Annotated in this window: 16 protein-coding genes and 1 riboswitch; of the genes, 4 read left to right on the top strand and 12 right to left on the bottom strand. The window is 76.3% G+C overall.

The features are described 5' to 3' along the window. Positions 1–14: 14 nt before the first annotated feature. Positions 15–1,679: a bifunctional 3'-5' exonuclease/DNA polymerase gene (locus ACI79T_RS11160; RefSeq protein WP_456610131.1), complete on the top strand. Its 1,665-nt coding sequence runs from the start codon at positions 15–17 to the stop codon at positions 1,677–1,679. Between the two features lie 168 nt (positions 1,680–1,847). Beyond that, positions 1,848–1,993: riboswitch (cyclic di-AMP (ydaO/yuaA leader) on the top strand. A gap of 271 nt (positions 1,994–2,264) precedes the next feature. After that, positions 2,265–3,134, top strand: a complete 870-nt coding sequence (locus ACI79T_RS11155) for a hypothetical protein (protein ID WP_456610130.1) — start codon at positions 2,265–2,267, stop codon at positions 3,132–3,134. Positions 3,135–3,190: 56 nt separating this feature from the next. Here the strand turns inward: ACI79T_RS11155 and ACI79T_RS11150 are convergent, their stop codons facing one another. Further along, positions 3,191–3,523 (bottom strand): hypothetical protein, encoded by a 333-nt coding sequence (locus tag ACI79T_RS11150; protein WP_456610129.1) that lies wholly within the window; start codon positions 3,521–3,523, stop codon positions 3,191–3,193. Positions 3,524–3,644: 121 nt separating this feature from the next. On the opposite strand from ACI79T_RS11150, the gene ACI79T_RS11145 reads away from it, so the two are divergent. After that, on the top strand, positions 3,645–5,594 hold the full coding sequence (locus ACI79T_RS11145; RefSeq protein WP_456610128.1) for a protein kinase domain-containing protein: 1,950 nt from the start codon (positions 3,645–3,647) through the stop codon (positions 5,592–5,594). A gap of 10 nt (positions 5,595–5,604) precedes the next feature. On the opposite strand, the gene ACI79T_RS11140 is transcribed toward ACI79T_RS11145, so the two are convergent. The 7 genes from ACI79T_RS11140 to ACI79T_RS11110 all read right to left on the bottom strand — a co-directional run bounded on the left by ACI79T_RS11140 (position 5,605) and on the right by ACI79T_RS11110 (position 12,301). Next, the gene (locus tag ACI79T_RS11140) at positions 5,605–6,576 is read right to left on the bottom strand and encodes an NADPH:quinone oxidoreductase family protein (protein ID WP_456610127.1); all 972 of its coding nucleotides are present in this window, start codon (positions 6,574–6,576) and stop codon (positions 5,605–5,607) included. 115 nt (positions 6,577–6,691) lie between these two features. Then, positions 6,692–6,847 carry a hypothetical protein gene (locus ACI79T_RS11135; protein ID WP_456610126.1) on the bottom strand — a complete coding sequence of 52 codons (156 nt, stop codon included), beginning with the start codon at positions 6,845–6,847 and terminating at the stop codon, positions 6,692–6,694. A 59-nt stretch (positions 6,848–6,906) separates the two neighbouring features. Then, complete coding sequence (locus ACI79T_RS11130; RefSeq protein ID WP_456610125.1) at positions 6,907–8,370, bottom strand: protein adenylyltransferase SelO; 1,464 nt, start codon at positions 8,368–8,370, stop codon at positions 6,907–6,909. Positions 8,371–8,452: 82 nt separating this feature from the next. Continuing rightward, positions 8,453–9,358, bottom strand: a complete 906-nt coding sequence (locus ACI79T_RS11125; protein ID WP_456610124.1) for an acyl-CoA thioesterase — start codon at positions 9,356–9,358, stop codon at positions 8,453–8,455. Between the two features lie 109 nt (positions 9,359–9,467). Next, positions 9,468–9,881, bottom strand: a complete 414-nt coding sequence (locus ACI79T_RS11120; RefSeq protein WP_456610123.1) for a WhiB family transcriptional regulator — start codon at positions 9,879–9,881, stop codon at positions 9,468–9,470. Between the two features lie 236 nt (positions 9,882–10,117). Continuing rightward, positions 10,118–10,408 (bottom strand): hypothetical protein, encoded by a 291-nt coding sequence (locus ACI79T_RS11115; RefSeq protein WP_456610122.1) that lies wholly within the window; start codon positions 10,406–10,408, stop codon positions 10,118–10,120. Positions 10,409–10,495: 87 nt separating this feature from the next. After that, entirely contained in the window at positions 10,496–12,301 is a 1,806-nt protein-coding gene (locus tag ACI79T_RS11110; protein ID WP_456610121.1) for a helicase-related protein, read from the bottom strand. Between the two features lie 166 nt (positions 12,302–12,467). Here ACI79T_RS11110 and ACI79T_RS11105 point away from each other — a divergent pair, with 166 nt between their 5' ends. Beyond that, complete coding sequence (locus ACI79T_RS11105) at positions 12,468–13,346, top strand: mechanosensitive ion channel family protein (protein WP_456610120.1); 879 nt, start codon at positions 12,468–12,470, stop codon at positions 13,344–13,346. 90 nt (positions 13,347–13,436) lie between these two features. Here the strand turns inward: ACI79T_RS11105 and ACI79T_RS11100 are convergent, their stop codons facing one another. The 4 genes from ACI79T_RS11100 to ACI79T_RS11085 form a co-directional block, all read right to left on the bottom strand. Continuing rightward, on the bottom strand, positions 13,437–15,632 hold the full coding sequence (locus tag ACI79T_RS11100; protein ID WP_456610119.1) for an MMPL family transporter: 2,196 nt from the start codon (positions 15,630–15,632) through the stop codon (positions 13,437–13,439). A gap of 6 nt (positions 15,633–15,638) precedes the next feature. Beyond that, on the bottom strand, positions 15,639–16,238 hold the full coding sequence (locus ACI79T_RS11095) for a TetR/AcrR family transcriptional regulator (protein ID WP_456610118.1): 600 nt from the start codon (positions 16,236–16,238) through the stop codon (positions 15,639–15,641). A 147-nt stretch (positions 16,239–16,385) separates the two neighbouring features. Beyond that, positions 16,386–16,775 carry a universal stress protein gene (locus ACI79T_RS11090; protein WP_456610117.1) on the bottom strand — a complete coding sequence of 130 codons (390 nt, stop codon included), beginning with the start codon at positions 16,773–16,775 and terminating at the stop codon, positions 16,386–16,388. Positions 16,776–16,914: 139 nt separating this feature from the next. Next, positions 16,915–17,385, bottom strand: a complete 471-nt coding sequence (locus tag ACI79T_RS11085) for a heme-degrading domain-containing protein (protein ID WP_456610116.1) — start codon at positions 17,383–17,385, stop codon at positions 16,915–16,917. Positions 17,386–17,463: the final 78 nt, after the last annotated feature.

The following is a 17,463-nucleotide window of genomic DNA, read 5'->3' as shown; positions in this document are numbered from 1 at the left end:
GCGACACTGCGGGGGTGCTGCGGCTCCTGCTCCGGCGCCGCGAGTCCGCGATCGAGGTCGCCGAGCTCGCCGACGACGGGACGACGTCCCCGGTCACCGCTGTCCCGGCCGACGAGCTGCCCGCGCTCGTCGCGGAGCGGGAGTCCGCGCCCGCGGCCGTGCGCTGGGTGTGGGACGACACCACCCGCTGGTACCCGGCGCTGCTGGCGGCCGGGGTGCGGGTGGAGCGCTGCACCGACCTCCGGCTGACGCACGCCGTCCTGCGCCGGTCCCCGTTCGCCGACCAGGCGCTCCTCGCGGGCGCGGACACCGCCGGCTGGGACGCGCTGCAGCCGGTGACGGCGCCCGACCCGGCGCTCTTCCCGCCCGCCGATCCCGCCGACCTGCTCGACCCGGCGGCCGAGCACCGGCGCCAGCAGGGAGTCCTCGCCGCCTCGCCCCGGCGCGACGGGCTGGCGCTGCTGCTCGCGGCGGAGTCCTCCGGTGCCCTGGTGGCCGCCGAGATGACGCACGCCGGCCTGCCGTGGCGGGCCGATGTGCACGAGCGCCTGCTGACCGGGCTGCTCGGGCCGCGCCCGGTGGGCGGCGGGCGACCCGCGGTCCTCGAGCGGCTGCTCGGGGAGATCCGCACCGCGCTGGACGCCCCCGGGCTCAACCCGGACTCACCCGCCGAGCTGCTGCGCGCGCTCCAGCAGGCCGGTCTCCCGGTGGCCGACACCCGCTCGTGGACCCTCGAGCAGCTCGACCACCCGGGCGTCCCGGCCCTGCTCGAGTACAAGAAGCTCATGCGGCTGCTCACGGCCAACGGCTGGAGCTGGCTGGAGGCCTGGGTGCGGGACGGGCGGTTCCGCTCCTCGTTCCTGCCCGGTGGGGTCGTCACGGGGCGGTGGGCGTCCACCGGCGGCGGCGCCCTGTCGGTGCCCACGCTGATCCGCCCGGCGGCGGTGGCGGACGACGGGTGGCGGTTCGTCGTCGCGGACGTGGCCCAGCTGGAACCGCGGGTGCTCGCCGGGATGAGCGGCGACGGCGCGATGGCGGAGGCGGCGCGTGCCTCGGACCTCTACGAGGGCATGGTCGCCGGTGGGGCGGTGGCCACGCGGGCGGAGGCGAAGCTCGGCATCCTCGGGGCGATGTACGGCGGCACCCGCGGCGAGAGCGGCCGGATGATGCCCCGGCTGACCCGCCGTTACCCGCAGGCCATCGGCCTGGTCGAGGCGGCCGCCCGGGCGGGGGAGCGCGGGGAGGTGGTGCACACGCTGCTGGGCCGGGGATCGCCGCCGCCCGCCGGGGCGTGGGCGCAGCGCGCGGTCGATCTCGGCGAGCCCGCGGAGCAGCCCGGCTCGCGGGACGAGCGCGACCGGGCCCGCCGCGCCTGGGGCCGGTTCACCCGCAACTTCGTGGTCCAGGGCACCGGCGCGGAGTGGGCGCTGTGCTGGCTGGCAGACCTCCGCAACCGGCTGTGGCGGCTGGGCGGCGACGGCCCCTTGGAGAGCCGACCGCACCTGGTGTTCTTCCTGCACGACGAGGTCGTCGTGCACGCGCCCGAGCAGCTCGCCGACGAGGTGGTGACGGCGGTGCGGGCCGCGGCGTCCACCGCCGGGCGCCTGCTGTTCGGCGGCTTCCCGGTGGACTTCCCGCTCGACGTCGCCGTGGTCCGGTCGTGGGCCGACGCCGGCTGACCGGATGCGGCCCTTACACCGCCGATGGGCCCGGAGCCGGCACGCGACACACCTCACGCCGTGGAAATAGCCCGCTCCTCGTTGTCACGGATGCATAACGGCGGTTACCGTGGCCAGGTCCGATCGGTCGCCACGTCCCCATCCGGGGAGTCCGGTCGGACGCCGCCGAGTCGCCCGCTGCCATCGCGCCGCGGGTGAGCCGGGGACCCACCGCAGCACTGGGGTGAATCGCGCGCCGAGCACGTCGGCGCGGGTAGGGCGACTTCCACGCCCGAATCCGTCAGCTAACCCGGTAGGCGGCAACGGAAGAAACGGAGAGCCGCCGCATGGCGCGCCCTTGCACCACCGCACGCCTCAGCTCCCGCCGGCACCGCCGCACCCGGGTGCGTCCGCGGAGCTGATCGCACCGCGCACCCGGCGTCCCGCCCGCTGTCCGGCCACCTCCGAGCACTTCCCGCTCGACCGGCTCCTCGCCGTCTCCCGGTGGCCCGCCCAGCCGGCCCGACGCCGGCGCCCCGCTGCCCGCACCCCCGCCGCGGCCCGCCCTCCGGCCGGCCGCGTGACACCTTCGGAGCTCCCGCACCCATGAACCCCCGCACCACCACGTCCGGCCGCCGCCGGCCCCCCGCGCACGTCCGCCGCCCGGCCATGTACCTGGCGGTCGCCGCAGCCGGCGCCGTCCTGGTCAACACCCTCGTCGGCGTCGAGCCGGCCGCGCAGGCCGTGGCGGAGACGCCGCAGTCGGTCAGCGTCGCCCAGGAGCTGGGGCTCACCGCCTCCTCCGGTCCCATCGACGTCACCGAGGACCTCGCGCCGCTGCAGGACCTCGCCGCCAGCCGCAGCACCCGCGACGCCGAGCAGGCCGCGGCTCAGCAGGCGCAGGCCGCCGCCGACCAGGCGGAGCTCGACCGGCAGCAGGCCGAGGCCGAGGCCGCCGCCCGCGCCGAGGCCGAGGCGAAGGCCAAGGCGGAGGCGGAGGCCGCTGCCGCCGCCGCGTCGGCGGCAGCCCCCGCGCCGGCGGCCGCGGCCGCGAGCCCCAGCCAGCAGGCCCGCGCCGCCGCGACGGCGGCCGCATCGGTGGTCGCGTCGGCGGTCGCCAAGATCAGCAACACCGCGGGCAGCCACCGGCCGGTGGTGCAGGCGGCGGCCGACGCCGTGGTCAGCAACGTGCCCGGCGCCGCCGGCATCACGCTCGGCGGCACCCGCGCGAGCGCGGCCGACCCGGGTGGCCACCCGTCCGGGCTGGCGCTGGACTACATGGTGATGTCGAACGCGGCGCTCGGTGACGCGATCGTCGAGTACCACCGGGCGCACTGGGACGAGCTGGGCGTGGACTACCTGATCTGGGAGCAGCGGATGCTGTCCTCGGCCGGGGGGTCCTGGAAGGCCATGGAGAACCGCGGCAGCGCCACGGCCAACCACTTCGACCACGTGCACGTGAACTACCAGGGCTGAGCGCCGTCACCCCGGGCCCGTGGGGTCCGGGGTGCGGCCGGTCCCGCGGGCCCGGGTCAGTCCGGACGGGCGGCGAGGAGTGGGCCGTCCTCGTCCAGGGCCCGCGCCAGCTCCGGTGAGTGGCGCACCGGGAGCGGGCGGCCCGTGCGTGCGACCGCGGCGTCCAGGTGGTCGAGCAGCAGCAGCCGCCCGGCGGACGACAGCCCGGTGACCGATCCGGCGTCGACGGCGTCCACCCGCACCGGTTCGCCGCCGTAGCGGTGCAGGAACGCGGCGACGGCGGCGTCGTCGACCTCCCCGGCCAGGCACAGGACCCGGCCCGCGGCGGTGTTGAGCAGCCGGACCACGCCGCGGACCTGGGCGAACGGCCGGGGCGGGGGCGAAGGCACGACACCAGTGTGACTCCCCGGGCGTGGCGGGGGTTCAGCTCGGGTCTCGACGGGCACTCCACAGGGCGCGGGACCGACGGGTGGGGACCATCTCGCGGCGACGAGCACGAGGGGATCGGGAGTGACCACGGCCGACACCAGCCGGCAGATCCTCGGCGACCGCTACGAGCTGCTCGACCTGATCGCCGTCGGCGGGATGGGCGAGGTGTGGCGCGGGCGCGACGTGCTGCTCGACCGCCCGGTGGCCGTGAAGGTGCTTCGCAGCGAGTACGCCGACAACCCGCTGTTCGTCGCGCGGTTCCGCTCCGAGGCCCGGAACGCGGCGAGCCTGAGCCACCCCAACATCGCCGCCGTCCTCGACTACGGCGAGTCGACCGCGGACCGCACCGGGGAGCACCTGGCCTACCTGGTCATGGAGCTCGTCGAGGGGCCGCCGCTCTCGGCATGGCTGGCCGAGGACGGCTCGCTCGGCACCGGCGCCGCGCTGGCGATCCTCCAGCAGGCGGCGGCCGGGCTCGCCGCGGCCCACCAGGCCGGCGTGGTGCATCGCGACGTGAAGCCGGCCAACATCCTGCTCACCCCCGACGGCACCGTGAAGCTCACCGACTTCGGCATCTCCTGGTCGGCGGGGAGCGTGCCCCTGACCCAGACCGGCCAGGTGATCGGCACCGCGCAGTACATGTCGCCGGAGCAGGCCCGGGGTGAGCACGTGGGCCCGGCGGGTGACGTCTACGCGCTGGGGCTGGTCGGTTACGAGTCGCTGGCCGGGCACGCGGCCTTCGAGGGCGACAACCCGGTGACCGTCGCGCTCAAGCAGGTGCAGGAGCACCCCGAGCCGTTGCCGGCCGAGCTGCCGCAGGACGTCCGCGCCCTGATCGACGCCGCGCTGGTGAAGGACCCGGAGGACCGCCTGCCCGACGGGACCGCGTTCCTGCACGCGGTCGAGGAGACGATGCACGGCCCGCTGGACACGGCGTCGGTCACCCGGCCGGTGGCCGTCGTGGCGGCGTCCCGCGGCACGGGCTCCCGGCGCGGCACCGGCGCGCACCGCGGGCCCGGCACTGCCGGGGCCGGCGCCGCGGGGGCCGCCACCTCGGGGGCCGGTACTTCCGGCGGCAGGGCCGATTCCAAGGGCGCCGGCGCCCGGCGGGTCTCCGGTCCCATCGCGGAGCGGTCCGCGGCGCGCCGTCCGGCGCTGCGGGTCGTGCTCCCGGTGGTGGCCTTCCTCCTGCTCGGCGGTGGCACGGCCGCGGTGATCGGGGCTGCCGGCTCCGATCCCGGGGGGTCGGCCGGCGCCGCCGAGTCGCAGCCGATCGCGGTGGTCGACCTGGTGGCCGCGGACTACGTCGGGCGACCGGTCGAGGAGGTCGTCGCCGAGCTCAGCGCGCTCGGCCTGACGGTCCGGCTGGAGCAGGACGCCACCCCGGGCGGCGTCGCGGGGACCGTGACCGCTCTGCAGGCCGCCGGTCCGCAGCTCCTCCCCGGTGACGAAGTGGTCGTCCTGGTCGCGGCCCCGCCGGCCGCACCGGGCACGCCGTCGCCCGTCGACGAGGAAGCACCGGTCCCGGCGGCCCCGCCTGCGCCCCGGCCCGCGCCGGCGACGACGCCGACGACGACGGCGCCGGAGTCGTCGGCCGCCGAGGAGCCGGCGCCCGGCACGTCCGCGCCCAGCAGCCCGGGCGACGACACGGCCGCCCCGGGGACCGCGACGCCGACGACCCCGCCGGCGGAGGACACCGGGACGCCCACGACCCCGCCGGTCGAGGACACCGGGACGCCGACGACCCCGCCGGCGGAGGACACCGGGACGCCGACGACCCCGCCGGCGGAGGACACCGGGACGCCGACGACCCCGCCGGCGGAGGACACCGGGACGCCGACCACCCCGCCGGTCGAGGACACCGGGACGCCGACCACCCCGCCGGTCGAGGACACCGGGACGCCGACCACCCCGCCGGCGGAGGACACCGGGACGCCCACCACCCCGCCGGCCGACGAGACCGACGCGCCGACGACCCCGACGGTGACCCCGGAGGACGAGACGGACGGCGGGACCGACCCCCGGGTCTGATCCCGGCCGGTCAGGCGCGGACGCGGATCAGCACCTTGCCGGTGGCGCGGCGCTCGTCGAGCTCGGCGACGGCCGCGGCGGCGTCGGCCAGCTCGTGCACGGACCCCAGGGGTGGCTCGAGCCGTCCCTGCTCGAGCAGCGGAGCCAGCTCCTGCCACTGCTCCTCCGGGTAGCCGGGCTCGCCGCCGGACCAGAACGCACCCCAGCCGACGCCGACGACCGACACGTTGTTGAGCAGCAGCCGGTTCACCTTCACCGTCGGGATCTCCCCACCGGTGAAGCCCAGCACGAGCAGCCGGCCCTCCCGGCCCAGGCTGCGGAGCGAGTCGGTGAACCGGTCCCCGCCGACGGGATCGACGACGACGTCCACCCCGCGGCCGCCGGTGAGCTCCTTGACGCGCTCGCGGAAACCCTCGGCCAGGACGACCTCGTCGGCGCCGGCGGCGCGGGCGACCTCGCCCTTGGCCTCGGTCGAGACCACGGCGAGGACGCGGGCACCGGCGGCGCGGGCGAGCTGGATGCCGGCCGTCCCGAGGCCACCGGCCGCCCCGTGCACCAGCACGGTCTCGCCCTCGGCCAGCCGACCCCGGCGGTGCAGCGCGAAGTGCATCGTCAGGTAGTTCATCGGGAGGGCGGCGCCCTGCTCGAAGCTGGTGCGGTCGGGCAGGGGGAAGACCAGCGACGGGTGGACGGCGACGACCTCGGCGAAGCCGCCGAACGCGGGGAAGGCGGCCACCCGCTGCCCGGGCTGCAGCCCGCTGCCCTCGGGGGCGCTGCGCACCGTGCCGGCGACCTCGCTGCCCGGGACGAACGGCAGCTCCGGCTTCAGCTGGTACTCGCCGCGGCTGAGGAGCACCTCCGGGAAGGTCACCCCGGCGACGTGCACGTCGACGAGGACCTTCCCGTCGGCGGCGGGCTCGGGGACGTCGACGACCCGCAGGGCGCGGGGGCCGTCGAGGGAGCTGATCTGGGCGGCGCGCACAGGTCCTCCTGCTCGGTGGGACGAAGGCCGAAGGGACGCGTCGTCACGACGGCCGGGTGCCACCGAGCTTGTCAGACGGGCGCGGAGGCGGTCCGGGGGACGCGGGCCGGGCGGCTCAGAGCAGCCGGTCGAGGTCGTCGGGACCCGGCCCGGTGCCGCCGGAGTCGGCCACGGGGGAGGTCTCGGGGACGTCGTCGTCCGGTGGCTCGGGGGCCACCGGCCCCTCGGCGTAGAGGGTGTCGGGGTCCTTGGGGTCCATCTCGCGCGGCACCGGCTCGCACTACCCGGGCGGGCCGCCGCCAACCCGGCACCGTCCGGCGCCGGCGCGGCTCAGGTGCCGCAGAAGGTGCGGTAGGCGCCGAAGTCCTGCGGAGCCGGCCCGGCGTAGCGCTCGAGGCCCGGTCGCTCGTCGAACGGCGCGGTCACGGCCCCGAGGAGCTGCCCGAGGGGAGCGAGGTCCCCCTCGGTCGCGGCGTCGAGGGCCTCCTCGACCAGGTGGTTGCGGGGGATGTAGACCGGGTTGACCCGGTCCATCCCCGCGGCGTCGGGGGCCAGGGCCCGCCAGCGCGCCAGCCAGCCGTCGATCCCGGCGAGGTCGAGGAAGAGCAGCCGCACCGGCTCCGCGTTGCCGCGCGCGGCCCCACCGAGGGCGCGGAAGAGCGACGTCAGGTCGACGTGGTCCTGCCGGAGCAGGGTCAGCAGGTCCTCGGCCAGGGCGCGCACCACCGCGTCCTCCAGCCCGTCCGGCAGCCCCAGCTTCGCCCGCACCCCGGCGGTCCAGGCGGCCTCGTACTGCGGCGCGAACCGGTGGAGGGACTCCACGGCCAGGGGGACGGCCTGCTCCTCGTCCTCGTGCAGGAGGGGGAGGAGGGCCTCGGCGAGCCGGGCCAGGTTCCACTGGGCCACCACCGGCTGGTTGCCGTAGGCGTAGCGCCCGCCGGTGTCGATGGAGCTGTAGACGGTTGCCGGGTCGTAGGCGTCGAGGAAGGCGCACGGGCCGTAGTCGATGGTCTCGCCGGAGATCGTCGTGTTGTCGGTGTTCATGACCCCGTGGACGAAGCCGACGAGCATCCACTGCGCGATCAGCGACGCCTGGGCGGCCACGACCGCGTCGAACAGCGCGCGGTAGGGCTGCTCGGCCGCCGCGGCGGCGGGGTGGTGCCGGTCGATCGCGTGGTCGGCCAGCCGGCGCAGCAGCTCGACGTCGCCGGTGGCCCGCGCGTACTGGAAGCTGCCGACGCGCAGGTGGCTGCTCGCCACCCGGGCGAGGACGGCGCCGGGGAGGAGGGTCTCCCGGCGCACGGCGCGGCCGGTCGCGACGACGGCCAGCGAGCGGGTGGTCGGGATGCCCAGGGCGTGCATCGCCTCGCTGATCACGTACTCGCGCAGCATCGGGCCGACCGCGGCCAGGCCGTCGCCGCCGCGGGCGAACGGCGTCCGGCCGGAGCCCTTCAGGTGCAGGTCCCGGACGACGCCGTCGGCCCCGGTGAGCTCGCCCAGCAGGAGCGCGCGCCCGTCACCGAGACGCGGGTTGAAGCCGCCGAACTGGTGCCCCGAGTAGGCCTGCGCCACCGGGGCGGCGCCCTCGGGGACGTGCGTGCCCACCAGCAACCGCAGGCCGTCGGCCGTGCGCAGTGACGCCGGGTCGAGACCGAGCTCGGCGGCCAGCGGCTCGTTGAGCACGAGCAGGCGGGGATCCGGCGACTCCTCCGCCTGCCAGGGGAGGGCCATCTCCGGGAGCTCGCGGGCGAAACGGTCCCCGAGGACGACGGTCGGGAGGGGGGCGACGCTCACCGGATCGAGGGTACGTGGACATCGGCGGTGCCCGCCCGGTCGCGGCAGGAACCCGGGGGAGGGCAGCCCTGCCGCGGTGCGCTCAGCGGAGGCGCCGGATCATGCCTTCCTGCGCCACGGAGGCGACGAGCCGGCCCGACCGGTCGAACAGCCGGCCGCGGCAGAGCGTCCGGCCGCCCCCGGCCCAGGTGCTCTCCTGGTCGTAGAGCAGCCACTGGTCGACGCGGACCGGCTCGTGGAACCACACCGCGTGGTCCAGGCTCGCCGCGGCGACGCCGGGGGCGCCGATCATGGTCCCGTGCGGCGCGAGCGCGGTGCCGAGGAGCAGCATGTCGGAGGCGTAGGCGAGGCCGCAGCTGTGCGTCAGCTGCTCGTCGGGGAGCGGGGCCCGGCTGCGCAGCCAGAACTGCTGGCGCGGGGCCGCGCGCTCCCCGCGCAGCGCGGCCAGCCGGGGGAGCTCACCGGCGAACCGGAAGTCGAAGGCGTGCCGCTCGACGAGCCAGTGCAGCCACTCCCGGGCCGGGCCCTCGGACGAGCCGGTCACCTCCTCGAGCGTCGGGAGGTCCTCGGGAGGCCGGGCGTCGAGTTCCGGCAGCTGGTGCCGCCAGCTCTCCTCGCTCGCCTGGAACGACGCGGTCAGCGAGAAGACCGCCCGGCCGTGCTGCTCGGCGACCACGGAGCGGGTGGAGTAGCTCCCGCCGTCCCGGACCGGGGTGACGGAGAAGTCGGTGGGCGCGGTGACGTCGCCGGGCCGCAGGAAGTGACCGTGGATCGAGTGCGCGGCCCGCTCGGAGGGCACCGTGCGGCCGGCGGCGGCGAGGGCCTGCGCAGCCACGGCGCCGCCGAAGGCGTGCCCGGGGACGGCGCTGCGGGGGCCGGCCCGGAACAGCCCCGGCTCGACGACGGCGAGGTCGAGCAGGTCGGCCAGCCCACCCGGCCCGGCGGCGGTGCGGCTCGCGGGTTCCGGCGCATCGTCGTCGATCCGCATGTCGTGGTCTGCCTCTTCCCGCCGGGGCCCGGAACGCAGTCGATCGAAGCATGCGCGGATCGGAGCCCATCGGCCGCGATGCGGGGCGCCGCGCGCCCGGCGGGACGGGTCAGGCGCTGATCGAGCTGCGGCGCTGGAGGCGCAGCCGGCGGCGCTCGCGCTCGGAGAGGCCGCCCCAGATGCCGAACCGCTCGTCGTTGGTGAGGGCGAACTCCAGGCACTGGGCGCGCACGGGGCAGCCGGTGCAGACGCGCTTGGCCTCGCGGGTCGACCCACCCTTGTCCGGGAAGAACGCCTCGGGGTCGGTCTCCGCGCACAGCGCGTCCAGCCGCCAGGCGTCCTCGCCCGCCGGGTCCTCGGTCCACACCGGCGTCTGGGGCCACGGGGATCCGGCGCCGGGCTGCGGCGCGGCCTCCCACTCCGGGGCGGCGGCCCACTCGGGGGCGGGGTGGGTGCCCCAGCCGGTGACGGGGCCGTCGACGTCGTGGACGAGGGTCAGGGCGGGGCGGGAGAAGGAAGACACGGGAAGCTCCTCGGTGGTCGCGGATGACGACGGGTGACGGACCGGTACCGGTCGGCTGCTGTCAGTGACGTTACGGACCCCGCAGACGTTCGGCACCGGCAAGAACCGGACGAAAGCGTCCCCGACCCTTGGTGACATCTGCCCCCTCCTGCCGGGCCGGCGACGGCGTCGGCGCGGCTTCCGCGGTCGGGCGTCCCGTCGGGGCCCCGGGAAGCGGCAGCGCGGCACTCGCCGGGCTACCCGGCGGTGACCGGCTGGACGTCGACGGACGACGCGCCGAACCACACACCCGGGACCGACGGGTAGGGCTGGGCACCCAGCACGAAGGCGACGCTGGCCTCGGGCCCGGGAGCGACCTCCTCGGCCTCGGCCTCCCCGGCAGGGGCCTCGGTGGAACCGCCGTCGTCCTCGGCGCGGATCGCCCACCCGCCGGCGGACGCCGCCCACGCCGCCGCGCCCGCCCGGAGCAGCGCGTCCCGGTCCTCGACCTCGATCGTGTAGGTCACCACCACCCGATAGCTCGTCACGCCGCGATCCTGGCATCCGCCCGGCCCGTCACCTCACGGCGACGACCCATCCGGCATCCCGGAGCGGGGGAGGCGAGGGCCGGGTGGTCAGCCCCGGCGGGTCCGTCCGCGGGGGCCGCCCTGGCGCCCCGCCACCGCGCGGCCGGCCGCCCGGCCCGCCGTCCGCCGGCTCGCGCCGCCGGGGCGGCGGTCCCGCGCGCCGCCCTGCCGACCGGCGGGGGCGCTGCACGGCCGGCAGGTGGTGAACCAGGGGGCGATCGCGCTGCCGCACTCGACGCACTTGCCCGACCGGCCCAGCGCGATGGCGTCGGGGAGCAGCTCGTTGATCATCTCGGCGCACTCCTCCTCGACCCACGCGGCGTCGTCGCTGTCCAGACCGGCGACCCCGGGGAACTGGCGGAGCAGCGTCTGCGCGTCGCGGGCGGCGGCCGCGGCCTGCTCGAACTCCTCGACGCTGCCGCCGCGCGGGACGTCGGGCAGCACGGTCTCCGGCTGGACGGGCAGCCCGACGGCGTGCTGCAGAGCGGCCTCGGCGAGGGTGAGCCAGCGGGTGCGCCGCGGCGGGTTGTAGTCGATCGCCAGGTTGACCAGCCGCCACACGGTGTCCAGGTCGCCGGCCGCCCCGAGCGGGCCGCGCAGCAGCGGCAGCAGGGCGTGCACCCGCAGGATCAGGCTGGTCACGTCGTCGGGGGTCATCGCGTGGTCGCGGGTGGCGGCGCGCGCCCATGCCATCCAGCGGGTCAGCGCCTCCGGCAGGTCGACGGCCTCCATGGCGCCGAGGTCGGCCAGCTCCGGCCGCAGCCGCGGCGCGCGCTTGGGCAGGTCGCTCATCGCGTCGCCGCGGGCGACCGCCGCGCCGGTGGCCAGGACGCCCGGGTCGGGCCGCAGGCCGGTGACGCCGGCGAGGACCCCGACCGTGCCGTGCCCGGTCAGGCCGTAGCGCCCGGCGCGGCCGGCGATCTGGGCGGTCTCCCAGCTCCGCAGCGGCCGCACCTGGGCACCGTCGAACTTCGTGGTCTCGGCGAACAGCACCGTGGTGGCCGGCACGTTGATGCCGTGCCCGATGACGTCGGTGGTGACCAGGACGTCCACCTCGCCCTGGGTGAACCGCTCGATCACCTCGCGCCGGGTGGCCGGGGGCAGCGCGCCGTACAGGACGCCGACCTTGCCCGGCCGGTGCTGGTCGAGCTCGGCCGCGGCGGCGTAGACGGTCTTGCGGGAGAACGCGACGACCAGGGTCTGCGGCCGGACGTCGGCCGGGCGCACCGGCGTGCGCAGGACGTCGAGCCGGGACAGCCGCTTGTGGTTGACGACCGTGACGTGCTCGGCGTCGGAGACCAGCGGCTTGAGCAGCAGGTAGGCCTCGGCAGCCGAGATCAGGTGCATCTCCCGGTACTCGCCGGTGAGCAGCAGCCGCGCCCAGTGGTGCCCCCGGTCGGGGTCGGCGATCCAGTGCGACTCGTCCAGGACGAGCAGGTCGCCGCGCATCGGGGCCTTCTCGACCGTGCAGCAGACGATGGGGGCGAAGGGGTCGATCTCCTCCTCGCCGGTGGACAGGCCCACCGTGCCCGGCGGCAGCCCCGCGGAGAGCTTGGCGTAGGCCTCGTGGGCGAGCTGGCGCAGCGGGGCGGCGTAGACGCCGGATCCGTTGGCGGCGAGGGCCTGCAGCGACTCGTAGGTCTTGCCGGAGTTCGTCGGGCCGAGGTGGAACACGACCTCGGCCGGTCGCGTCGTCCGGATGGGCAGCGCCGGGGCGGCGCCCTCGACCCAGCTCTCCTGGGCCCGCCGCTCCTCGCGGGCAGCGGCGCGGTCGGGGCGGCCCTCCGGCCGGCGGGTGGCCGAGCGCTCGCGGCGGCGCGAGGTGGCGGCGGGCTGTGGGTCGTGCTGGGGCAAGCGACGTCCTTCGGTGGGGAAATCTGGCGGTGGTCGACGTCCCCGCGGGGACGGACCGTCACACAGCCAACACCGACGGGTGCCGGTTCATGCCCGCGGGGTCGCCCGCGCGTCACCCGGGACCGGCCGGACTGCGGGCGGGACCGCCACTGCCTAGCCTCCGGAGGTGCCCGGAGCCCCTCGCCTGACCTCCCTCCTCGCGGCCGACGAGGAACCGCTGGTCGCCGACCCCATCACCTGGCAGGAAGCCGCGCTGGCGCTGGCGGTCTTCCTCCTGGGCCTGGTGGCCGCGGTCGTCGTGCGCCGGGTGATGGTCCGGGCGATCGACCGCGAGGGCAGTCGCCACGTCGGCCTCGTGGTCGGGCGCTTCGTCAGCGTGGTCGTCGCGGCGGTCGCGGCCGTCTACGCCCTGGACCTGCTCGGGGTGAGCATCGGCCCGCTGGTGGGGGCGCTCGGCGTGGGCGGCATCGCGATCGCCTTCGCCGCCCAGGACATCCTGCAGAACTTCGTCGCGGGGGTCCTGCTGCAGATCCGGCGCCCGTTCCGCGTCGGTGAGCAGATCGGCAGCGGCGACCACGAGGGGGTGGTCGAGGACGTCAACCTCCGCACCACGGTGCTCAGCACCTACGACGGGCTCGTCGTGTACCTGCCGAACGCCGAGGTGCTGAAGAACCCGATCACCAACTACACGCGGACGCCGGTGAGCCGCACGTCGCTCACCGTGGGGCTGCCCTACGACGCGGATCTGGAGCGGGCCCGGCAGGTGCTCCTCCAGGCCTGCGCGGCGGCCGAGGGCGTCCAGTCGAGCCCCCCGCCGGAGGTCTGGGTGGAGGAGTTCGGCGAATCCTCCATCAACGTGGCCGTGCGCTACTGGCACCCGGCCGACATCGCCAGCCGCTGGCGGGTGCGCAGCGCGGTCGCCATCTCCCTGAAGGGGGCGCTGGACACGGCCGGCATCGAGATCCCCTTCCCCCAGCGGGTCCTGTGGTTCCCCCGCGACCGCGACGCCGGCGCACCCGAGGCCGACGGCGGCGGGGCGCGCTGAGCCCGCCCCCGACCGGTCGCCGGGTGGAACGGCGCACGGCCCGCCCCCCGGGAGGGACGGGCCGTGCTGCGGTGCGGTGCGGTGGCTGGCTCAGCGGCGGGTGGCGCCCACCGGCTCGCGGTCCCCGGCGGGGCTGGCCCCCTTCTCCAGGGCGGCGCCCTCGACGTCCAGGACGGGCAGCCACTGCAGCCAGCGCGGCAGCCACCAGGCCCGCTCGCCGAGCAGCGCCAGCGCGGCCGGCACGAGCACCATCCGGACGACGAAGGCGTCGAACAGGATGCCCGCCGCGAGGGCGAACGCGATCGACTTGATCGTGGCCTCACCCGCGGGCACGAAGCCGGCGAACACCGAGAACATGATCAGCGCCGCGGCGACGACGACCGGGGCCGCCTGGCCGAAGCCGGTGCGGATCGCGTCCAGCGGGCGGGTGCCGTGGCTGTGCGCCTCGTGCATCCGGGACACCAGGAAGATCTGGTAGTCCATCGCCAGACCGAACAGGATGCCGATCACCAGGATCGGCGTGAGGCTGATCAGCGGGCCGGTGCTGTCGAGGTTGACCGCGTCGGCCAGCCAGCCCCACTGGAACACCGCGACGGTGGCGCCGAGGGCGGCGCCGATGGTGAGCAGGAAGCCCAGCACGCCGACCAGCGGCACCAGCAGCGAGCGGAACACCAGCACCAGCAGCACCAGCGCCAGGCCCACCACGAGCGCCAGGTAGACCGGCAGCGCCTCGTCCAGGCTCTGCGCCACGTCCACGCTCACCGCCGTCTGGCCGGTGACGTAGGCGTCGATGCCCTCCAGGCCGGCGAGCTGGTTGCGCAGATCGGCGACGAGCTGCTCGGTCGCCGGGTCGGTCGGGCCCGACTCCGGGATGACGGTGAGCAGCGCGGCCGTGTCGTCGGCGTTGGGCACCGGCGGGGTGACCAGCGCGACGTCGTCGATTCCCCCGATCGGGGCGGCGGCCTGGCCGGCGGCGGCGGAGGCTCCCTCGCCCTCGAACAGGATGGTGATCGGGCCGTTGAAGCCCGCGCCGAAGCCCTCGGACAGCAGCTCCTGCGCGCGCGCCTGGGTGGAGTCCTCGGGCGGGGTCTGCACGAGCGTCGTCTGCATCGAGAAGAACGGGATGGCGATCGCGCCCAAGACCACGACGGTCAGGAGCAGGGAGAGCGCGCGGCGGCGGGTGACCGTGGTGGCCCACCCGGCGAGGAAGCTCCGTCCGGCGGCCGGTGCGGCGCCGTCCGGGGTCGCCTCCCGCGCGGCGGCGCGGTGCTTGCGGGGGAGGGCCCGGTAGCCGAGGAAGCCGAGCACGGCCGGCACCAGCGTGAGGGCCACGAGGACGGCGACCACGATGGTCAGCGCGGCGGCCACACCCATCTGCGTCAGGAACGGGATGCCGACGACGAAGAGGCCGGCCAGCGCGATCACCACGGTCAGGCCCGCGGTGACGACCGCGGAGCCCGCGGTGCCGGCCGCGGTGGCGATGGCGGTGCCGACGTCGGAGCCGTGCCGCAGCTCCTGGCGGTAGCGCGTGACGATGAACAGCGCGTAGTCGATGCCGACGGCCAGACCCAGCATCGCGGCCAGGGTCGGGGTGGTCGAGGAGAGCTCGACGAACCCGGTGGCGATGGTGACGCCCAGGACGCCGATGCCCACGCCGACCAGCGCGGTCAGCAGGTTCAGCCCGGCCACGGCCAGTGCGCCGTAGGTGACGGCGAGGACGATCAGGGCGACGACGACACCGATCGCCTCCGTGGGCCCGCCGACGTGCGGGGCCTCCTGGGTCGCCTCGCCGGAGGCCTCGACGGTCCACCCGCCGTCGCGGGCCTCGGCGAGGGTGTCCAGCAGAGCCTCCTGCTGCGCCGGGGTCACCTCGCCGGGTGCGGCGTCGTAGGTGACGGTGCTGTACGCCGTCGTCTGCTGGGCGTTGACCGACGGGGCGGCCGGGTCCAGCGGGTTCGTGGCGGAGGTGACGCCCGGCAGCTCACCCAGCTCGGCGACGAGCTGGCCCAGTGCGGCGGCGTTCTCCGGCGTGGTCAGCGTCTGGCCGTCCGGGGCCTGCACCACGACGCGCGCGGAGGCGCCCTCGCCGCCGGCGCCGAACTCCTCGCCGATCCGGTCGAGGGCGATGGTGGACTCCTGGCCGGGGATGGAGAAGCTGCTCGACGTCTCGCCGCCCAGGGTGACCGCACCCACGCCGCCGCCGACGAGGAGGACCAGCCAGACGGCCACCACGGACAGCCGGTGCCGGTGCGAGAAGGCACCGATCCGGGACAACAACACAGCCATGCGGGATCAGACCTCTACCTGGTGGGGGACGGGAAGCGCAGCGCCGGGCCGGGAGTGGCCGAGCGCGTCGAAGCAGGTGGCGACGATGGCGGCCCGCCAGGTCGCCGGCTCGTCCTGGGCGTGCGCCGCGAGGGTCAGGACGGCGAGCGCGGACAGCGCCCCGATGGCGCGGATGGCTCGCTCGGAGACCGGCGCCTCGGGGACGACCCCGAACGCCTCGAGCGCCGCGGCGCCCGCGGCGTCCATCGCGGGCTCGCCGCAGCCGGGCTCGCCCTGGGTCAGCGGGGTGAGGAGCAGGGCGACCACGCCCGGGTGGTCGAAGGCGATGTCGACGAGGACGTCGATGGCGCGTCGGTCGCGGTCCGGGCCGACGGGCAGGTCACGGACCTGGGCGAGGACCCGCTGCCCAAGCGTGCCGGCCTGGGCCAGCACCGCGTCGTGCAGCGCTTCCTTGCTCGGGAAGTGGTGCAGCAGGCCGGCCTTGGAGAGGCCGACGGCGTCGGCGATGTCCTGGAGCGAGGTCTTGGCGAAGCCGCGGCGGGCGAAGAGTGCGGCGGCGCGGTCGAGGATGTCGTCGTCGGCCTGCTGCCGGAACGGTCGCGCCACGGCGACCAGGGTACGGCCACCCGACCGGATCGGTCGGCTACCCGACCGATCTGGTCGGTGGACGTTCGTCACACCGGGCGCGGAGGGCGCGGCCGCCCGTCTGCCGGACCCGGCCGGCCGCGCGTGGGGCAGCCGGCCGGCGACGGCTCAGGGCTTGACGGCGAGCACCGGGCGGTCGGCGTCCAGCAGGATCCGCTGGGCGCTGCTGCCCATCAGGAGCTTGCCGACGGGGGAGCGCCGGCGCAGGCCGATCACGATCACCGAGGCGTCGACCTCCCGGGCCGCCCGGAGCACCTCGTCCGCGGCGTCGCCGTCGTGCGAGGTCTGACGCAGGTCCAGCGCCACGTCCTCGGCCGCGGCCCGCCGGGTCATCTGCTCCACCGCGTCGTCGGGCGCGACCTCGACGCTGACCGGCGCACCGCTCCGGGCGGTGTTGACCACCACCAGCGGTTCCGAGCGCCGCCGCGCCTCCTGCAGCCCTGCTGTGAAGGCGGCCTCGCCCGCGGGGGTGGGCAGGTATCCGACCAGGACGGTCATCCGTACTCCTCCGTGTCGCCGGGGCGCCCGGCGGGTGCCGCGGGGCGCGGCTGTGCGCATCCGGGACGAGCGCCTCGGGAAGACATACCACCGGCGCGGGCCCGGGAACCGGTGGCCGGGGGTACCGGCGCCGCCCGGCTCAGCGGCCCAGGTGCTCCCGCAGCGCACCGACGACCATGCGGTGGTCGTCCACCTGCGGTAGTCCGGAGACCGTGACGACGCCGACCGGGCCGACGTCGCGCACGAGCAGCGGGAACGCGCCGCCGTGGGCCGCGTACCGGGTGGGGTCCAGGCCGAACTCGGCCTCGAAGGTGGTGCCCCGCTCGATGCTGTCCTGGCGCACGTACAGCGAGCTGTGCCCGAACCGGTGCACCACCCGGGACTTGCGCTCGATCCACGAGGCGTTGTCCGGCGTCGCGCCGGTCAGCGCGACCGCGAACAGCCGGTGGGAGTTGCGGGTGATCTCGACGGCGACCGGTGCGCCGGCCCGGCGCGCGGCGGCGACCAGTGCGGAGCCGAGCTCCCAGGCGTCGTCGTTGGTGAAGGAGGTGAGCTGCAGCTCGGCCTCCTCCGCGGCGAGGTCGGCGAGCGAGGGGAACGTCTCGGGCATGGCTCCTTCCTACCGCCATGCCCGCGGCACCGCCCCCGAGCTCCTCCGCGGCAGAGCTCCGGAGCTTCGCCGCGGTGA

Source organism: Blastococcus sp. SYSU DS0619 (assembly GCF_054051035.1).
This window is presented reverse-complemented; position numbering and strand designations above follow the sequence as displayed.